The 15,111-nt window shown below is 70.0% G+C and carries 14 protein-coding genes and 1 tRNA gene; 7 read left to right on the top strand and 8 right to left on the bottom strand.

Going from position 1 to position 15,111, the window contains the following annotated elements; all coding sequences use genetic code 11:
- Nucleotides 1-36 precede the first annotated feature (36 nt).
- The 5 genes from CACI_RS10515 to CACI_RS10495 all read right to left on the bottom strand — a co-directional run bounded on the left by CACI_RS10515 (nt 37) and on the right by CACI_RS10495 (nt 5,844).
- On the bottom strand, nt 37-987 hold the full coding sequence (locus CACI_RS10515; RefSeq protein ID WP_012786322.1) for a sugar ABC transporter permease: 951 nt from the start codon (nt 985-987) through the stop codon (nt 37-39).
- A complete protein-coding gene (locus tag CACI_RS10510; RefSeq protein WP_012786321.1) occupies nt 984-1,922 on the bottom strand; it encodes a carbohydrate ABC transporter permease in 939 nt (312 codons plus the stop codon). Before CACI_RS10510 ends, CACI_RS10515 begins: the two co-directional genes overlap by 4 nt.
- Before the next feature lie 115 nt (nt 1,923-2,037).
- The gene (locus CACI_RS10505) at nt 2,038-3,330 is read right to left on the bottom strand and encodes an extracellular solute-binding protein (RefSeq protein WP_012786320.1); all 1,293 of its coding nucleotides are present in this window, start codon (nt 3,328-3,330) and stop codon (nt 2,038-2,040) included.
- Nucleotides 3,331-3,920: 590 nt separating this feature from the next.
- On the bottom strand, nt 3,921-4,712 hold the full coding sequence (locus tag CACI_RS10500) for a DeoR/GlpR family DNA-binding transcription regulator (RefSeq protein ID WP_012786319.1): 792 nt from the start codon (nt 4,710-4,712) through the stop codon (nt 3,921-3,923).
- A gap of 73 nt (nt 4,713-4,785) precedes the next feature.
- Nucleotides 4,786-5,844 carry an SAM-dependent methyltransferase gene (locus CACI_RS10495; RefSeq protein ID WP_012786318.1) on the bottom strand — a complete coding sequence of 353 codons (1,059 nt, stop codon included), beginning with the start codon at nt 5,842-5,844 and terminating at the stop codon, nt 4,786-4,788.
- Between the two features lie 29 nt (nt 5,845-5,873).
- Here CACI_RS10495 and CACI_RS10490 point away from each other — a divergent pair, with 29 nt between their 5' ends.
- The 5 genes from CACI_RS10490 (at nt 5,874) to CACI_RS10470 (ending at nt 10,863) form a co-directional block, all read left to right on the top strand.
- Nucleotides 5,874-6,689 carry a UbiA family prenyltransferase gene (locus CACI_RS10490; protein ID WP_041540155.1) on the top strand — a complete coding sequence of 272 codons (816 nt, stop codon included), beginning with the start codon at nt 5,874-5,876 and terminating at the stop codon, nt 6,687-6,689.
- Between the two features lie 90 nt (nt 6,690-6,779).
- Nucleotides 6,780-7,865: a type III polyketide synthase gene (locus CACI_RS10485; protein ID WP_012786316.1), complete on the top strand. Its 1,086-nt coding sequence runs from the start codon at nt 6,780-6,782 to the stop codon at nt 7,863-7,865.
- Nucleotides 7,862-8,371: an isoprenylcysteine carboxyl methyltransferase family protein gene (locus tag CACI_RS10480; protein ID WP_012786315.1), complete on the top strand. Its 510-nt coding sequence runs from the start codon at nt 7,862-7,864 to the stop codon at nt 8,369-8,371. The genes CACI_RS10485 and CACI_RS10480 overlap by 4 nt, the downstream gene beginning before the upstream one ends.
- Nucleotides 8,356-9,378 (top strand): NAD(P)/FAD-dependent oxidoreductase, encoded by a 1,023-nt coding sequence (locus CACI_RS10475; RefSeq protein ID WP_012786314.1) that lies wholly within the window; start codon nt 8,356-8,358, stop codon nt 9,376-9,378. The genes CACI_RS10480 and CACI_RS10475 overlap by 16 nt, the downstream gene beginning before the upstream one ends.
- Before the next feature lie 141 nt (nt 9,379-9,519).
- The gene (locus tag CACI_RS10470; RefSeq protein ID WP_012786313.1) at nt 9,520-10,863 is read left to right on the top strand and encodes an MFS transporter; all 1,344 of its coding nucleotides are present in this window, start codon (nt 9,520-9,522) and stop codon (nt 10,861-10,863) included.
- Nucleotides 10,864-10,936: 73 nt separating this feature from the next.
- Here the strand turns inward: CACI_RS10470 and CACI_RS10465 are convergent, their stop codons facing one another.
- A complete protein-coding gene (locus CACI_RS10465) occupies nt 10,937-12,118 on the bottom strand; it encodes an LCP family protein (RefSeq protein WP_012786312.1) in 1,182 nt (393 codons plus the stop codon).
- A gap of 183 nt (nt 12,119-12,301) precedes the next feature.
- Here CACI_RS10465 and CACI_RS10460 point away from each other — a divergent pair.
- Nucleotides 12,302-12,374, top strand: a tRNA-Lys gene (locus tag CACI_RS10460).
- 154 nt (nt 12,375-12,528) lie between these two features.
- On the opposite strand, the gene CACI_RS10455 is transcribed toward CACI_RS10460, so the two are convergent.
- Together CACI_RS10455 and CACI_RS10450 are read right to left on the bottom strand one after the other, a co-directional pair.
- Nucleotides 12,529-12,975, bottom strand: coding sequence for a VOC family protein (locus CACI_RS10455; protein ID WP_012786311.1), 447 nt, complete (start codon nt 12,973-12,975; stop codon nt 12,529-12,531).
- Nucleotides 12,976-13,010: 35 nt separating this feature from the next.
- A complete protein-coding gene (locus tag CACI_RS10450; RefSeq protein ID WP_012786310.1) occupies nt 13,011-14,066 on the bottom strand; it encodes a ferritin-like domain-containing protein in 1,056 nt (351 codons plus the stop codon).
- Nucleotides 14,067-14,191: 125 nt separating this feature from the next.
- Between CACI_RS10450 and CACI_RS10445 the strand changes: the two genes are divergently transcribed.
- Nucleotides 14,192-15,085 (top strand): RNA polymerase sigma-70 factor, encoded by an 894-nt coding sequence (locus CACI_RS10445; protein WP_012786309.1) that lies wholly within the window; start codon nt 14,192-14,194, stop codon nt 15,083-15,085.
- Nucleotides 15,086-15,111: the final 26 nt, after the last annotated feature.

The raw sequence follows: 15,111 nt of genomic DNA, 5'->3' as shown, positions 1-15,111 counted from the left end.
CAGAGATAGTCGAACGGTGTGCCGCGACCTGCGGGCTCAGCCCTTGGCGCTGCCCGAGGTCAGGCCGGCCACCAGATTGCGCTGGACGAGCAGGAACATCACGCCGGCCGGGATCGCGATCAGCACCGAGGCGGCGGTCATCAGCCCCCACTCGCCCTTGTACTGCGAGACGAAGGTGCGCAGGCCCACGGCGAGCGTGTACTTGTCCGGGCTCTGCATGAAGGTGTTGGCGAAGGCGACTTCGGCCCACGCCGTCAGGAAGGAGTAGAAGGCGACGACGGCCAGCCCCGGCCGGGCCAGCGGCAGCACCAGGCGCCAGAAGGTGCCGAAGGGCGAGAGCCCGTCGACCCGGCCGGCCTCGTCGATGTCGATCGGGATGGTGTCGAAGTAGCCCTTGAGCATCCAGGCGCAGTACGGCACCGCGGTGGTGCAGTACACGAGGATCAGGCCGCTGTAGGAGTTCACCATGTGCAGCTTGGACATGATGTTGTACAGCGGGACGATCAGCACCGCGATCGGGAACATCTGGACCACCAGCAGCAGCCACATCGTGGCCCGGAAGCCCGGGAAGCGCATGCGCGAGACGGCGTAGCCGCACGTCGCCGCGATGAACACGGCCAGGACCATGGTGCCCACCGAGACGATGAGCGAGTTGCGGAACCAGGTGAGGAAGTCGGTGTCGTTCAGCACCTGGGTGTAGTTGCCGAAGTTCAGGTGGCTGAAGTCCCCGGGGTGGGCCCACTGGCCGTCGCCGGTCTTCAGCGAGGTCAGCGCGACCCAGGCGATCGGGAACACCGCGATGAAGGACGCGGCGATCAGCGTGGCGTGGATCGCGATCGAGGCCAGTGGCGAGCGCTTGGTGCGCGAGTACTTCGCGCGCGGTTCGGTCTCGGTCCCGGATTCGGTCCCGGTCCCGGTCCCGGCGCGGCCGGCGCCGGCGGCGTGCCCTGCCTTCGAGGGCTTCACGGATTCGGTCGCGGCGCTCATGCCTGCACCTCCAGCTTGGCCTGCGACCGCCGGTAGACGGTGGCGAAGACGAGCAGCATCGACAGGATCACCACGCCGTAGGAGGCGGCCTCGGCGTACTGCCGGATGTTCTGGAACGCGACCTGGTAGGCGTGGGTGACCAGGATGTCGGTGGATCCGGCCGGGCCGCCCTCGGTGACCAGGAAGATGACGTCGAACTTGTTGAAGGTCCAGATGACGCCCAGCAGCGTGACGGTCATCATCACCGGCCGCAGCCCCGGGAGCGTCACCATGCGGAAGCGCTGCCAGGGGGTGGCGCCGTCCATCTCGGCGGCCTCGTAGAGCTCCCTGGGGATGGTCTGCAACCCGCCGAGGAAGGAGACCATCATGAACGGCACGCCCATCCAGACGTTGACCGCGATCACCGCGACCTTCGCCGAGGTGGGCTGCGCCAGCCACTGCACGCCGTGCATCCCGAAGTACTTCAGCACCGCGTTGAACACGCCGTTGTCGTTGTAGAGCAGGCGCCAGGCGAAGGCCGCGACGAAGCCGGGGATCGCCCAGGGCAGGATCAGCATCAGCCGGTAGCCGGCGCGGAAGCGGATCCTGCGGTTCAGCAGTACCGCCAGGCCCAGGCCGATGGTGATGTGGAAGAAGACGTTGACGAAGGTCCAGATCAGCGTCCACGTCAGGGTGCTGTAGAAGTGTCCGTCGCCGCCGGACAGGATGTCCCAGTAGTTGTGCAGGCCGACGGACTTGTAGCTCGGCGCGATGTGGTTCACGCCGATGTCGTGGCCGATGTTGGACTCGTCGGCGTTGGTGGTCGACAGGTACAGACCCCAGACGAAGGGGTAGCCGACCAGGACCAGCATCACCAGCACGACCGGCGCGGCCATCGCCCAGCCGTACCAGTACTTCTCGAACGAGCGACCCACCGCCGCCGTCAGAGTTCTCATGTCCCTACCTGTTTTCCGATCCGACAGAGCCTGCACGTGCCCATCGAGGTGGTGAGCCGCGCGGGGACCGGGACCCTCACACTCCGGGTCCCCGCGCGGCTGGCTTAGGCGGTCCTCAGCTCTTGCTGAAGTCCGGCAGGATCTGCGCGAACTGCGTCGCGGCGTCGTTCAGCCCGTCCTGGGCGCTCTTCTGACCGCCGAGGATCGCCTGGTAGTCGGTGTCCAGCGGGGTGAACAGGTCCGAGGCGCCGGCGACCGGCGGACGGCCGACCGCGTTCTTCAGCGGGCCCTCGAAGGCCGACAGGATCTTGTTGTTCGCGACCTGCGGGTCGGAGTAGGCCGAGGTGCGGGTCGGCAGCACGTTGTTCTTGGCCGCGATGGTCGCCTGGTTCTGCGCGTCGTTCAGGAACGCCACGAACAGGTAGGTGGCGTCGAGGTTCTTCGAGCCCGCGTAGACGACCAGGTTGTGGCCGCCGACCGGGGCGCCGGCCTTGACCGAGCCGGCCGGGACGGTGGCGATGCCGAGGTTGTCGGCGCTGCCGAAGGCCGAGCCCTTCAGGTCGTCGGAGGTGGACCACGGGCCGTTGATGACCATGGCGACCTTGCCGTCCTTGAAGGCGGTCTGCATGTTGGTGTAGCCGTCCTTGGTCACGTCGGTGACCGCCGCGCCGGACTTCACCAGGTCCTGCGCGATGCCCACGGCCTTGAGCGTGGTCGCGTCGTTGACCGTGATCTTCTTGGCCGAGGCGTCGATGATGTCGCCGCCCTCGCCGTAGATGAACGGCAGCAGGTAGTAGGACGCGGCGTCCAGGAACGTGCCGTCCACCCCGGTCTTGGCCTTGATCTGCAGGCTGTCGCTCTTCAGCTCGGCCCAGGTCTTCGGCGGCGTGGTGATGCCGGCCTTGGTGAGCAGGTCCTTGTTGTACAGCAGCGTGAGCGTGTCGGTGACCTGCGGCACGCCGTAAATCTTGCCGTTGTAGTGGTCCGAGGCGTACGGCCCGGGCATGTAGTCGGCGGCGTCCTGCAGCGCGGGCGTCCCGTCCAGCGGCTGCAGGTAGCCCAGCTGCGCGAACGCGGGCGTCCAGCCGACGTCCGCGCGCAGCACGTCCGGAGCCCCGCTGCCGGACTGCGCGGCGGTCTTGAACTTGTCCTTGGCGTCCGAGAACGGCACGTTGACGTAGTTCACCTTGATGTTCGGGTACTTGGCCTCGAACGCCTTGATGATCGGCTGGTAGTTCGGCGCCTCATTGGTGGCATCAGAGGTGTCCCACCAGGTGACGCTCCCCTTCACCGAGCCCGGATCCTTGGCGGCGGCCGAGGAGCCACCCGACTTGCTGCTGCTGCAAGCACTTGCAGCGAGAGCCACTACCGCTATCGCCGCAATCGCGGCGCCGCGCTTCCGTCGCATCGAAGACTCCTTGAGGGATAGCCGCTGCCATCTGCGCGGCGTGGGTCCCGACGGTAGCAACGAGCGCGGCGCACTGAAAGACCTTGCAGCAAGATTTCTGCAACTTGCGGGTAACGATGCGGCAACGTGGCCTTCACGCAGGGGATGAGGGGAGGGGAGCTGTAGCGCTTGATGAAAGTTGCGGTGTGGCGGTGCGGTTGGTTTGTTGCTTCTAGAAGCTTTTTACGGCTTCGCGCGGGTGTTGATGGCCTCGCAGGGGGCGCAGTTCGGCGGTGGGTGGTGGGGTGGCGCTGGCGGCCGGCGATGGAGACTGTTCACGACCGCGCGCGGGTGCGAGTCACTGCGCACGCGCCTGGCGGAATCAAGTCGGATCGCAATTGCTGTGCCGCCCGCCAGCCCCAACATGTGCGCAGCGACTCGGACCGGCGCGCGGTCGTGACCGCGAAATGCCGCCGGCCGCCCGCGCAACCCGGACACCCTCCACCGAACTGCGCCCCCTGCGAGGCCATCAACACCCGCGCGAAGCCGTAAAAAAGCTTCTAAAAACCCAGCCAAGCATCGAACCCGACCGGCGAAGCCACCGCCGAAGCTCAGTCGTCCCGCTCCGCCAGGACCAACTCCCCGACCTCCTCGACCAGCACCTCGCGGGCTTCGCGGGGGAGGCCGTCGTCGGAGACCAGGACCGCGGCCTCGCCGAGGCCGGCGAAGGCGGACAGGCCGACGACGCCCCACTTGGTGTGGTCGGCGACGACGACGAGGTTGCGGGCGGCGGCGACCAGGGCGCGGTTGGTCTCGGACTCCATGAGGTTCGGGCTGGTGTAGCCGGCGGCGGCGTCCATGCCGTACACGCCGAGGAAGACCTGGTCCAGGTGCAGGGTACGGATGGCTTGGACCGCTATCGGGCCGACGAGGGCCTCTGAGGGGGTGCGCATGCCGCCGGTGAGGATCACCGTCTGGTTGTTGCCGGGGCTGGCGCTCTCGTGGGCGTGCAGGACGTCGGCGACGCGCAGGGAGTTGGTGACCACCGTCAGGTCGGGGACGCCGACGAGGTGGCGCGCCAGGGTGTAGGTCGTGCTGCCGCCGCTGATGCCGATGGCGGTGCCGGGGCGGACCAGGGCCGCCGCGGTGCGGGCGATGGCGTCCTTGGCCGGTTGTTCCATCTCGGCCTTGACCGTGAAGGCCGGTTCGTCGGTGGAGCCGGCGCGCCGTACCGTGGCGCCGCCGTGCACCTTGGTCAGGAGTCCGCGGGAGTCCAGGACGTCGAGGTCCCGCCGCACGGTCATGTCCGAGACGCCCAGCAGGCGCGTCAGATCGTTGACCCGCACACCCCCGGTCCGCTGGACCTCCTCGAGGATCCGCGCCTGCCGCTGCGCTGCCAGCATCGGATGTCCGTCCCCTTCACGCTGCCCCGGCTACCCGGCCGACCCGTCGTCGGCTGAACGCACGGTAACACGCTCACCAACTCCTCCAGGCCTGGTGAAGCGCCAAACCCGGGATCCGGGCCGAACGCACCCGCCGCGGATCGCCGAATCCGGCGCCGTGCAGCCAGCTCCGGAGGTCCGCCGGCGTGTACACCGTAGAGCCCGAAGTCAGTCGGACGAACAGCGCCAGGTGTGTCGCGGCGGCGTTGCCCCGAGCCCGGCCCGGGCGCGGCGGCTCGGCGAAGCCGTCCAGGACGACCACCGTGCCGCCGGGCTTCAGCGCCTCGGCGGCGCGCGCGAACAGCGCCGGGATCTCCCCCTCGGCGAGGTGGTGCAGAAGGTTGAACAACAGCACGGCATCCTGGCCGCCGGGGAACTCGGCGGTGCGCGCATCGCCCTCGACAAACGTCACCCGATGCGCCAACCCGGCGGCCTCGATCACCTCGCGCCCGACCCGCGCGCTGCCCGGCAGATCCAGCACCGTCGCCGTGAGCCCGGGATGGCGCCGGCACAGCGTCGCGGAGTACCAGCCGTGCCCGCCGCCGACGTCCAGCACGCTGCCGGCGTCGCGCGGCAGCACCAGCCGCCGCGCCACCTCCGCCGCGGACAGCCGAGCCAGGTCCAGCTGCCCCAGCACATAGCGGCGCCAGTACGGGTCGTCCGGACCGTGATCGTGGTGCTCCACCGAAGCGCCGGTCTCTATCACCCGGTCCAGATCCCGCCACCAGTCGAAGTAGTCGCCGCAGGCGTTCACGAACCGTGCGACGCCCACCTCGGACTCCGGGTCCAGCCAGCGCCGGTCGCGCCGGGCCAGGCGCACCGAGCCGTCCCGGGAGCGGCGCGCGTGCCCGGTGGAGATCAGGCAGTCCAGCAGCAGCCGGGTCGGCGCCGGCGCCAGGCACAGGTCGCGGGCGATCTCCTCCGGCGTGCCCGGAGCGCTCGCCAGGCGCGCGATCACGCCGGTCCGCACCGCCGCCACCAACACGCCAGAGGCCGCAACGCCACCCCATGCCTCGGCGGCGGGAGTCGGGACTAGGTTGGCGCGCAGGGCAGCACGCTCCAATGGGTTGCCGCCGCGCAGCGCCAGTCGCATGGTCCTTGCATACCCCTGTCGAGGAGAACATGATGCCGATCCTCAAAGCCCTGTTCCGTACCTGCCATCCTCTGCCCTCGCTGGCGGTCACGGCGATGTTCGCCGCGCTGATCGTGCAGGCGGCGCCCCAGGGTCTGGGCCCGGCGGCGGCGGTGCCGGCGGTGCTGCTCGGCGAGATGTCGATCGGCTGGTCGAACGACTACTTCGACGCCGCGCGCGACGCGATGGCCGGGCGGACCGACAAACCGATCGTCTCCGGCGCGATCTCGCAGAGGACGGTGTTGATCGCCGGGATCGTGGCGGTGGCGGCCTCGGTCGTGCTGGCCTTCTCGATCAACACCGCCTGCGGGACCGTGGACCTCATCCAGATGGCGGCAGGATGGTTCTACAACGCGGGTCTGAAGATCACACCGGTGTCGGGGGTGGCCTACGCGGTCGGCTTCGGGCTGATCCCGGAGTTCGCGACGAGCACCGCCCCGGGCGTGCCGGCGGCGCGGCCCGCGGTGGTGATCGCGGCGGCGCTGCTCGGGGTCGGCGGCCATCTGGCCAACGCGCTGCCGGACTTGGAGGGCGACCGCATCGCCGGTGTCCGAGGGCTGCCGAACGTGCTGGCGGACCGTTTCGGAGTGGGCGCCGTCCGGGTCATCGCGGTCCTGCTGCTGCTCGGCGCCTCGGGGTTCCTGGCGCTGTCCGGATCGCCGTGGCTGTGGCTGGGGTTCACGCTCTCGGCGGTGCTGGCGTGGCTGGGACTGAGCGGCGAGGGCCGCGCGCCGTTCCTCGCGGCGCTGGCCATCGCCGGGGTCGACGTCGCGATGTTCGTCCTCGGCGGCGTACCGCTGTCCTGACCCGCGCATTATTCGCCTCCGCCCCGGGTACCGGGTTACCTGACGCGCCCGCGTCAGCAGTTCCGTGCGAACCCGACAGGGAGCGTGAGGGTGTCCCGCATCGCGGCAGTCTCGTCAGCGCTCCCCTCGCACCGCCACCGGCAGGACGAACTGGCTTCCGCCACCGCCGACCTGTGCGCGCTCCCCGCCACGCGCCGCGCGCTCCTGGACCGGCTGTACTCCAACGCCGGCGTCGACACCCGGCACACGGTGCTCCCGCTGACCGGCTACCGGCGGCTGGACAGCGTCGACCGCACCAACGACACCTATATCGAGCACGCCACCGAGCTCGGCGAGCAGGCGGTGGCCAGCGCCCTGCGCCAGGCGGGGGTGGCCGCCGAGGACGTGGACCTGTTCGTCACGACCTCGGTGACCGGCGTGTCGGTGCCGTCCCTGGACGCCCGGCTGGTGCCGCGGCTCGGGATGCGCCCGGACGTGAAGCGGGTGCCGATGTTCGGGCTCGGGTGCGTGGCCGGGGCGGCGGGGCTGTCGCGGATCCACGACTACCTGATGGCCTGGCCGGACCACACCGCGGTGCTGCTGGCCGTCGAGCTGTGCTCGCTGAGCGTGCCGCTGGTCGATCCGACCGTGCCCGACCTCGTGGTCAGCGCGCTGTTCGGGGACGGCGCCGGGGCGGTGGTGGTGCACGGCGCCGACCGCCGTCCGGCGCGGGACGACGGCCGAACACCCTCCGCGCCGCGCGTCCGGATCGTCGCGACCCGCAGCGAGCTGTGCCCGAACACCCACGACGTGCTCGGCTGGCATCTCGGTCCGCACGGCTTCCGCATCGTGCTGACCACCGAACTCGCCGACGTCGTGGAGCGCGAACTCGGCGGCGTGGTCAAGCGCTTCCTGGCCGACCACGCCCTGCAGGTTCCCGACGTCGCCGCGTGGGTCGTGCACCCCGGCGGCCCGAAGGTGATCGACGCGGTGCGCGACTCCCTCGAGCTGCCGGAGGAGCGGGTCGCCACGGCGCGCGCGGCGCTGGCCGAGACCGGCAATCTGTCGTCGGCCTCGATCGTGCACGTGCTGGCCAGGGAGCTGGCGGCGCCGGACGCCGCACCCGGGCCGATGGTGATCGTGGGCCTGGGACCCGGGGTGAGCATCGAGTTGTTGTTGCTGGAGCGGCTGGGATGATCTTCTATTACGCGCTGGTGATCGCCACCTGCTGCGAACGGCTCGCCGAACTGGTCGTGGCCAAGCGGAACGCGGCCTGGAGCCTGGCGCGCGGCGGCGTGGAGACCGGACGCGGGCACTATCCGCCGATGGTCCTGCTGCACACCGGGCTGCTGGCCGGGTGTCTGGTCGAGCCGGTCGTCGCGCACCGGACGTTCGTGCCGGCGCTGGGAATCCCCATGCTGGTGCTCGCGGTCGGCTCGCAAGGGTTGCGCTGGTGGTGCATCAAGACCCTGGGACCGCGGTGGAACACGCGGGTCATCGTGGTGCCCGGCCTGCCGCTGGTGGATTCCGGGCCGTATCGGTGGTTCGCGCATCCGAACTACGTCGCGGTCGTGGTCGAGGGCTTCGCGCTGCCGCTGGCCGGATCGGCGTGGGTGACGGCGGCGGTGTTCACGGTGCTGAACGCCGCGCTGCTGACCGTCCGGCTGCGCTGCGAGATCAGGGCTCTGTGTACGACGTCCTAGTCGTCGGCGGCGGCCCGATCGGGCTCGCGACGGCGTGCTACGCGGCCGAGGCGGGGCTCACGGCGGTCGTCGCCGAGCCGCGCACCGGACCGATCGACAAGGCGTGCGGCGAAGGGCTGATGCCGCCTGCCGTGGCCGCTCTGCGCGGGCTCGGGGTGGAGCCGGCGGGGCGGCAGCTGCGCGGCATCCGGTACTGCGACGCGAGCCACAGCGTGGACGCGGAGTTCCGCAGCGGTCCGGGGCGCGGCGTGCGGCGCACGGTGCTGCACGAGGCGTTGGCCGCGCGCGCCGAGGCTGCCGGGGTCAAGGTCGTGCCGGAGCGCGTCACAGAGTTCTGGCAGTCCGCCGGCTGCGTGGAGGCCTCGGGCATCACGGCGCGCTATCTCGTGGCCGCCGACGGTCTGCACTCCCCCATCCGGCGCGCCTGCGGACTGGATCCGGCGCCGGCGCGGCATGCGCGGTACGGATTGCGGCGGCACTTTCAGACCGCGCCGTGGACCGACTTCGTCGAAGTGCACTGGTCGGCGGGCTCTGAGGCTTACGTCACGCCGGTCGACGACGGCTTGGTCGGCGTCGCGGTTCTCGGACCAGCGGGCGACGCCTTCGATGAGCGGCTGGCGGCCTTTCCCGAGCTGCTCGACCGGCTCGGCGGCGCCACGGCCGGACCGGTGCGCGGCGCCGGGCCGCTGCGGCAGGCGGTGCGCCGCCGCGTCGCGCCCGGCGGGCGGATCCTGCTGGTCGGCGACGCCGCGGGCTACGTGGACGCGCTGACCGGCGAGGGCATCAGCGTCGGGCTGGGCCAGGCGCGGGCGCTCGTGGCGTGTCTGGCGGCCGGACGTCCGGCGGACTACGAGCGGCAGTGGCGCCGGGTCTGCCGGCGCTCGAACCTGCTCACCGTCGCGCTGCTCGCCGCCCGGCGCAATCCCGTGCTCGGTCCGCGTATCGTTCCGGCGGCCGGGGTGCTCCCGGCGGTGTTCGGCGGAGCAGTGCGGCTCATCACCGGCTGACCTGGCAGGCCTCGGGATTGTCAAGCGGGTTCACCCGTACGGGTGTTCACTGATGATCACTGAAGAGTTCACAAGAACCTGTCGCGAGAGTACATTGACGTACCGTGGCACGCGCAATCACCCAGTGTCACGGAAGCCAGGGTGTTGACAGCCATCGTCAGCCGGCCGGAGGTCGGAATCCTGGACGCCGACACCGGGGGATGGGGGAGCATGGCCGACTCTGACAAGGAACCGCTCCCACGCCTTTTCTGGTGGTTCTTCGCCGCGGGTGCGGTCTCCTGGCTCGGCGACGGGGTCATCGTCGTCGGGTTCCCGTTGTTGGCCGCCGGGATCACCGGCTCCCCGCTCGGGATCGCGGCCGTGGTCGTCACCCAGCGGCTGGCGCCGATGCTGCTCTCGCTGCCGGCCGGGGCGCTGGCCGACCGGTGGAACGCGCGGCTGACCGCGGTGTCCACCAACGTGGCGCAAGCGCTGCTGTTCGCCGTCGCCGCGATCCTGGTCGCCGGGAACCACATCGGGCTGGCCTCCCTGATCGTCATCGCCTTCCTGGCCGACGCCTGCGGGACGCTGTTCACCTGCGCCAACGGCGCGATGCTCGCGGACGTGGTGGAGCCGAAGCACTACGGCGCGGCCAACACCTGGATCCGGGCCGCCAACACGCTGATCGCGTTCGTCATCGGCCCGGGCGTCGGCGGCCTGCTCTACGCCACCGGGCGCCAGCTGCCGATGATCATCGACGCCTGCTCCTTCGTGGCCGCCGCCGCGGTGCTGAGCACGCTGCGGCTGCCGAACGCCCGCCCCCGGCCCGAGCGCGCCGACCGGCACTTCCTCACCGAGGTGAAGGAGGGGGCGCGGATCTCCTTCGGGCCCGGGCCGATGCGCCTGATGGCGGCGGTGATCGGCACGATGACGCTGGCCCAGGCCGGTTCGGTGGCGGCGATCGTGGTGCTCGGCACGCACACCGTCGGGCTGAGCAAGACCGGCTTCGGCTGGACGCTGGCGGCCGGGAACGTCGCGGCGGTGGCCGTGATGCTGTCGATCGGCCGGCTCGCCAAGCTGCGGACGTCCTCGGCGGTGCTGGTGAGCCTGGTCTTCGGCATCATCGGCGAGATCCTGCTGGGCACCGCGCGCAGCGGCCCGCAGATCTCGGTCGGGCTGGCGATGGACGCCTCGGCGGTCCTGATCATCGGCGTCACGCTGGCCACCGCGCGCATGCGGTTGGTCCCGCGCGAGATGCTCGGCCGGATGACCGGCGGCTACCAGACGATCATGTTCGGCGCCGGCGCGGTCGGGACGATCATCGGCGGCGCGCTGGCCGAGTCCAGCGGGCGGCTGCCGTACCTGGTGTGCGCCGCGGTGTACGCGGTGGTGCTGGCGACGTGCTTCCGGCGGATGCGCGGACTGGATCCGCAGCCGGAGGCGGCGGTGTCGATTCCCGCTCAGGGTGCTGCGGAAGGCGTCGCGGCCGTCGAGGCTGTGGATTGAACGGAATGAGCATCGCCCCGGACGAGTGTCCGAGGCGATACTCCAAGCGATCTTCTAGGCGGTTTCCCTAGACCTAGACCCCGCCGGTCGCCGACAAGGCCGGCATCGTGGTGTCGTTGATCACCGCGCTCCACAGCTGCCCGGCCTTCGTCTTGTCCCACAAGATGCAGGACCCGACCCCCGGCACGTTGTAGTCCTCGTTCGCGATCGGCACCACGATGGTGTGGCCGTTGCTGCCGCTGACGCCCTTCATGTGCTGGAACATGTCGTAGAGGTCGCTCAGGTTCGTGCCGTTGTCGACCTTGAACGCGGCCAGCGAGTTGTCCAGGACCGGGACCAGCTTGAACGGGTTCAGGATCACGCCCGTGGAGGACACCTTGTGGGCCAGCGCCGCCAGGAAGGTGCGCTGGCGCTGCATCCGGCCGATGTCGCCGAGCGGGTCGGAGTAGCGGTCGCGCACGTAGGCCAGCCCCTGGGCGCCGTTGAGGGTCTGGCAGCCGGCCTTCAGGTCCGCGCCGGACAGCTCGTCCTTCAGCGGCTTGTCCAGGCACAGGTGCACGCCGCCGACGGCGTCGGTGACCTTCACGAAGCCGCCGAAGCCGACCTCGGCGAAGTGGTCGATGCGCACCCCGGTGCTGACCTCTATGGTCTTGATCAGCAGCGGGGCGTCGCCGAAGGCGTAGGCGGCGTTGAGCTTGTTCTTCGACAGCGCGTGCTGCTTGCCCTTGCTGTCGGTCCAGGCCGGGATGGTGACGTAGGAGTCGCGCGGCAGGCTGATCAGCGAGGTCCCGTTCGACCCGGAGTGCAGGATCATCATCGAGTCGGTCCGCGAGGTGTTCCCGGTCACCGCCCCGGTCCCGGTGTGCAGCGCGTCCTCCTGGTCCGAGGTCAGCCCCTCCCGGCTGTCACTGCCGACCAGCAGCCAGTTCGTCCCCTTGCCCTCGGCCGGACGGCCCGGGTAGTCGGAGATCACATTCTCGTGCCGGATCTCCCCGGAGGCGTGGAAGTACAACCACGTCGCGTAACCCCCGACCAGCAACACCAGTACCAGCCCGCCGGCCAGAATCCGCTTCGGCCAGCTGAACCGGCGCACCCGCGGCGGACGTGGACCACCCCCGTCCCGCCGTCCCCCGGACAACCTCCCCCGCAGCTGAGCCCACCTGGACGGCGGCCGCAGCTCGACGGTGGGCTCGGGCTCCGGCGGAATCCAGCCACCAGGCTCCTGCGGGGTCCAACCACCATATCCACCACTCATGACACCGACCCTGCCATCCCCAGGTCCCGAAAGCCCCAAGCCTGGGTAATAAGTCGGCAACGACCCCCGCCACCCCGCCGGTGTCCACGACGTGACCACCCCGCGACCCCCGGTTAACGATTTCGAGACGCGCCCCCCGATCTGCTAACGTTTCACCCGTCAACACGACACCGGCACGACCAAGCGCCGCTAGCTCAATTGGCAGAGCAGCGGACTCTTAATCCGCGGGTTCGGGGTTCAAGTCCCTGGCGGCGCACCCGTAGCGAAACCCCTGGCAGCTCAGCTGACCAGGGGTTTTTGCTGTGCCTGTCGCACCTGTCGCACCTGTCGACCACGCGGACGCTGCGACCGTGAGTACAGTGCCCTGACACGCGACCGGATCTCCCGTCTGGATCTCCTGTCTGGATCTCCTAGGTGCGGTCGGCCAGGATTCCCTGGAGCAGACCGGTGGACTGGCCCACCTCGATGAGATAGCCGTCGGGGTCGCGCAGGTAGCAGCGCACCTCGGAGGTGCGGTCGACGGGCTCGGTGAGGAAGGTGGCGCCGGCCTTGACGGCGTGGGCGTGGAACGCCGCCATGTCGGCCACGCGCACGTTCAGGAAGCTGGACACCCGCTCGCTGTTCTGAGGCACCTCCAGGGTGACGCCCGGTTTGTCGGCGGTGGGCCCGCCGCCCGGGTTCATGATGACCCAGCTGTTGGCGATCTTCACGATCGCCGGGTTCTCCTCCATGACGATCTCGCCGCCGAAGACGTCGGCGTAGAACTGCCGCGAGAGCGCGACATCGCGCACGGTCAGGAAATGCGTGAGGAGGAGGCCGTCTGCGGGCACGGGGAGGTCGCCGGTCGCAGTGTTCATTGTTCGTCCTTTCGTCTGGATGTCGAACGGGATCATCAGCTGCGCAGCTCCGGCAGCACGTACTCGAAGGTCAGACCGGCGGTGGTCCCGTCGTCGCCGTCGGGCATCTTCATGAGCTTCAGTGCCTGGGCTCGAAGCTGATACATCACTCCGACGGAGTCCTTGAGTTGGCTCGGGTCTCCGTTGAAGGCCTGTTCCAGCAAGTAGAGGAGGAGGCAGTAGGTCTGGTCGAATTCCTGCTGCGCCTTGCGGATCGGGCTGTCTTCCGGATGGTCGGTGGTGCAGGCGTCGCGGCGCATCGGGAGGACCGCGTCGAAGTCCACGGTGATCGGGTCGCCGGTGGGACCGGACTGGGGGGTATCGCCGCGTTGGTAGCGGCGGCCGGTGCGGAGTTCGTGGAAGCGGTAGTAGTGCGCTACCTCGTCGCGGTCGGGGTGGAAGACGTCGACGTCGCCGTCCCAGACGTCGGTGCGGGCCGCTCCTTCGCCCTGCTCGATGATCTCGGCGAGGGCGGCGAGGGCAGACTTCAGGTCGTGGACGGGGATGACCTGGCCGCCTCCGCCGGGCAGGTGCATGTCGCCGAGTTGGCGGCGGGGGTCGCCGTGGAAGACGGCTTCCTCGGTCAGTTCCTCGCACAGGGTGCGCAGGCCGGCTTCGATGGCGGCGTAGAACTGGCCGATCGTTCGGTACCGGTCGGATTGCGGTGGCGCGTCTGCCGTGGCCGGCTGCTCGATCTGCAGGAACAGGTCGAGGGCTTCGGGACCGAAGGGGACCAGGTGGATCTGGACGGATCCGTCGCTGTGCGGGAGCGGGTGGGGGTAGGTCGGCAGCAGTTGCGGGGCGTCGAGCTTCGGGGTGCCGCCGACTGCGTTGAGCAGGTTCGCCGCGAGCGCCAGGTGCAGCATCTCCTCGGTGAGCACTGTGCTCACCACTTGCGCGGCCTCGGGATTTCGCTCGGGGTCCAGCGAGTACAGCGCGCACATGTACGGCGGGATGGTCGCGTGCTCCAGCTCGATCGCCCACTGCAGGTGGCGGCGCAGGTCGTCCAGCGTGTCGATGGTGTGGGCGGCCCTGGTGTCCACGTAGTCCATGGTGCTCCGTCGGGTCGGCGGGTCGGTTGACACCAGCTGAGACCGGGGACCGCCGCTGTTTGTGACAGCTGTCGCCGCGCGCCCCGGAGTTGGTGCGGAGGTAGCCCTTGGCACAGGATGAGAGGGTGCACGCTGTGACCGGATCAGACAGGGACGACCTCGACCAGGCCGCGGCGGTCTTCATGAGCGTCCGCCCCCGCCTGTTCGGCATCGGCTACCGCATGCTCGGCAGCGCCACCGACGCCGAGGACCTGGTCCAGGAAGTGTGGCTGCGCTGGCAGACCCACGACCGCAGCGAGATCACCAACCCCGGCGCGTTCCTGGCGACGGCGATGACCCGTCTGGCCATCAACGAGCTGCAGTCCGCACGCAAGCGCCGCGAGACGTACGTCGGGCCGTGGCTGCCCGAGCCGGTCGACACCAGCGCCGACCCCTACCTCGGCGCCGAGCGCGGCGAGGCGCTGGAGTTCGCAGCGCTGCTGCTGATGGAGAAGCTCACGCCGAACGAGCGCGCCGCGTACATCCTGCGCGAAGCCTTCGACTACTCCTACGCGGAGATCGCCGACATCGTGCAGTCGACCGAGCCGGCGGTCCGCCAGTCGGTCAGCCGCGCCCGCAAGCACATGACCCGCGACCGGCACGCCCCGATCGCCGCCGCCGCGCAGCGCGAACTGCTCACCACGTTCCTCGACGCCGCCCGCACCGGCGACATGGCCGCCCTCGAGCAGCTCCTCGCCGCCGACGTGACCAGCCTCGCCGACGGCGACGGCCGGCGCCAGGTTGCCCGCCGGGCGGTGGTCGGCGCGCCGTGGGTGGCGAAGTTCCTGGCTGCGATGTCCTGGTTTTGGGAAGGGATCGAGACCAGGTTCACGACCATGAACGGCCAGACCTGCGCCGTCCTGCTCAGCGGCGGGACCGTGTACGGCGTGCTGGCGGTCACCGCCTCGCAGGACGGCATCGACCAGGTGTTGTGGATGGTCAACCCGGCGAAGAACGCACAGGTTCCCGTCCCGGCCTGAGTCCCCGGACTCCCCAGACTCCCCGT

Origin of the sequence: Catenulispora acidiphila DSM 44928 (assembly GCF_000024025.1) — a bacterium.
In the GTDB taxonomy this organism is placed as follows: Bacteria; Actinomycetota; Actinomycetes; order Streptomycetales; family Catenulisporaceae; genus Catenulispora; species Catenulispora acidiphila.
The sequence above is the reverse complement of the archived record's forward strand: the minus strand, read 5'-3'. Positions and strand labels throughout refer to the sequence as shown.

What these genes read in the sequence shown, in the direction of transcription:
- CACI_RS10515 (WP_012786322.1), bottom strand. Translation starts at nt 987, where the DNA reads ATGAGCGCCGCGACCGAATCCGTGAAGCCCTCGAAGGCAGGGCACGCC.
- CACI_RS10510 (WP_012786321.1), bottom strand. Translation starts at nt 1,922, where the DNA reads ATGAGAACTCTGACGGCGGCGGTGGGTCGCTCGTTCGAGAAGTACTGG.
- CACI_RS10505 (WP_012786320.1), bottom strand. Translation starts at nt 3,330, where the DNA reads ATGCGACGGAAGCGCGGCGCCGCGATTGCGGCGATAGCGGTAGTGGCT.
- CACI_RS10500 (WP_012786319.1), bottom strand. Translation starts at nt 4,712, where the DNA reads ATGCTGGCAGCGCAGCGGCAGGCGCGGATCCTCGAGGAGGTCCAGCGG.
- CACI_RS10495 (WP_012786318.1), bottom strand. Translation starts at nt 5,844, where the DNA reads ATGCGACTGGCGCTGCGCGGCGGCAACCCATTGGAGCGTGCTGCCCTG.
- CACI_RS10490 (WP_041540155.1), top strand. Translation starts at nt 5,874, where the DNA reads ATGATGCCGATCCTCAAAGCCCTGTTCCGTACCTGCCATCCTCTGCCC.
- CACI_RS10480 (WP_012786315.1), top strand. Translation starts at nt 7,862, where the DNA reads ATGATCTTCTATTACGCGCTGGTGATCGCCACCTGCTGCGAACGGCTC.
- CACI_RS10465 (WP_012786312.1), bottom strand. Translation starts at nt 12,118, where the DNA reads ATGAGTGGTGGATATGGTGGTTGGACCCCGCAGGAGCCTGGTGGCTGG.
- CACI_RS10455 (WP_012786311.1), bottom strand. Translation starts at nt 12,975, where the DNA reads ATGAACACTGCGACCGGCGACCTCCCCGTGCCCGCAGACGGCCTCCTC.
- CACI_RS10450 (WP_012786310.1), bottom strand. Translation starts at nt 14,066, where the DNA reads ATGGACTACGTGGACACCAGGGCCGCCCACACCATCGACACGCTGGAC.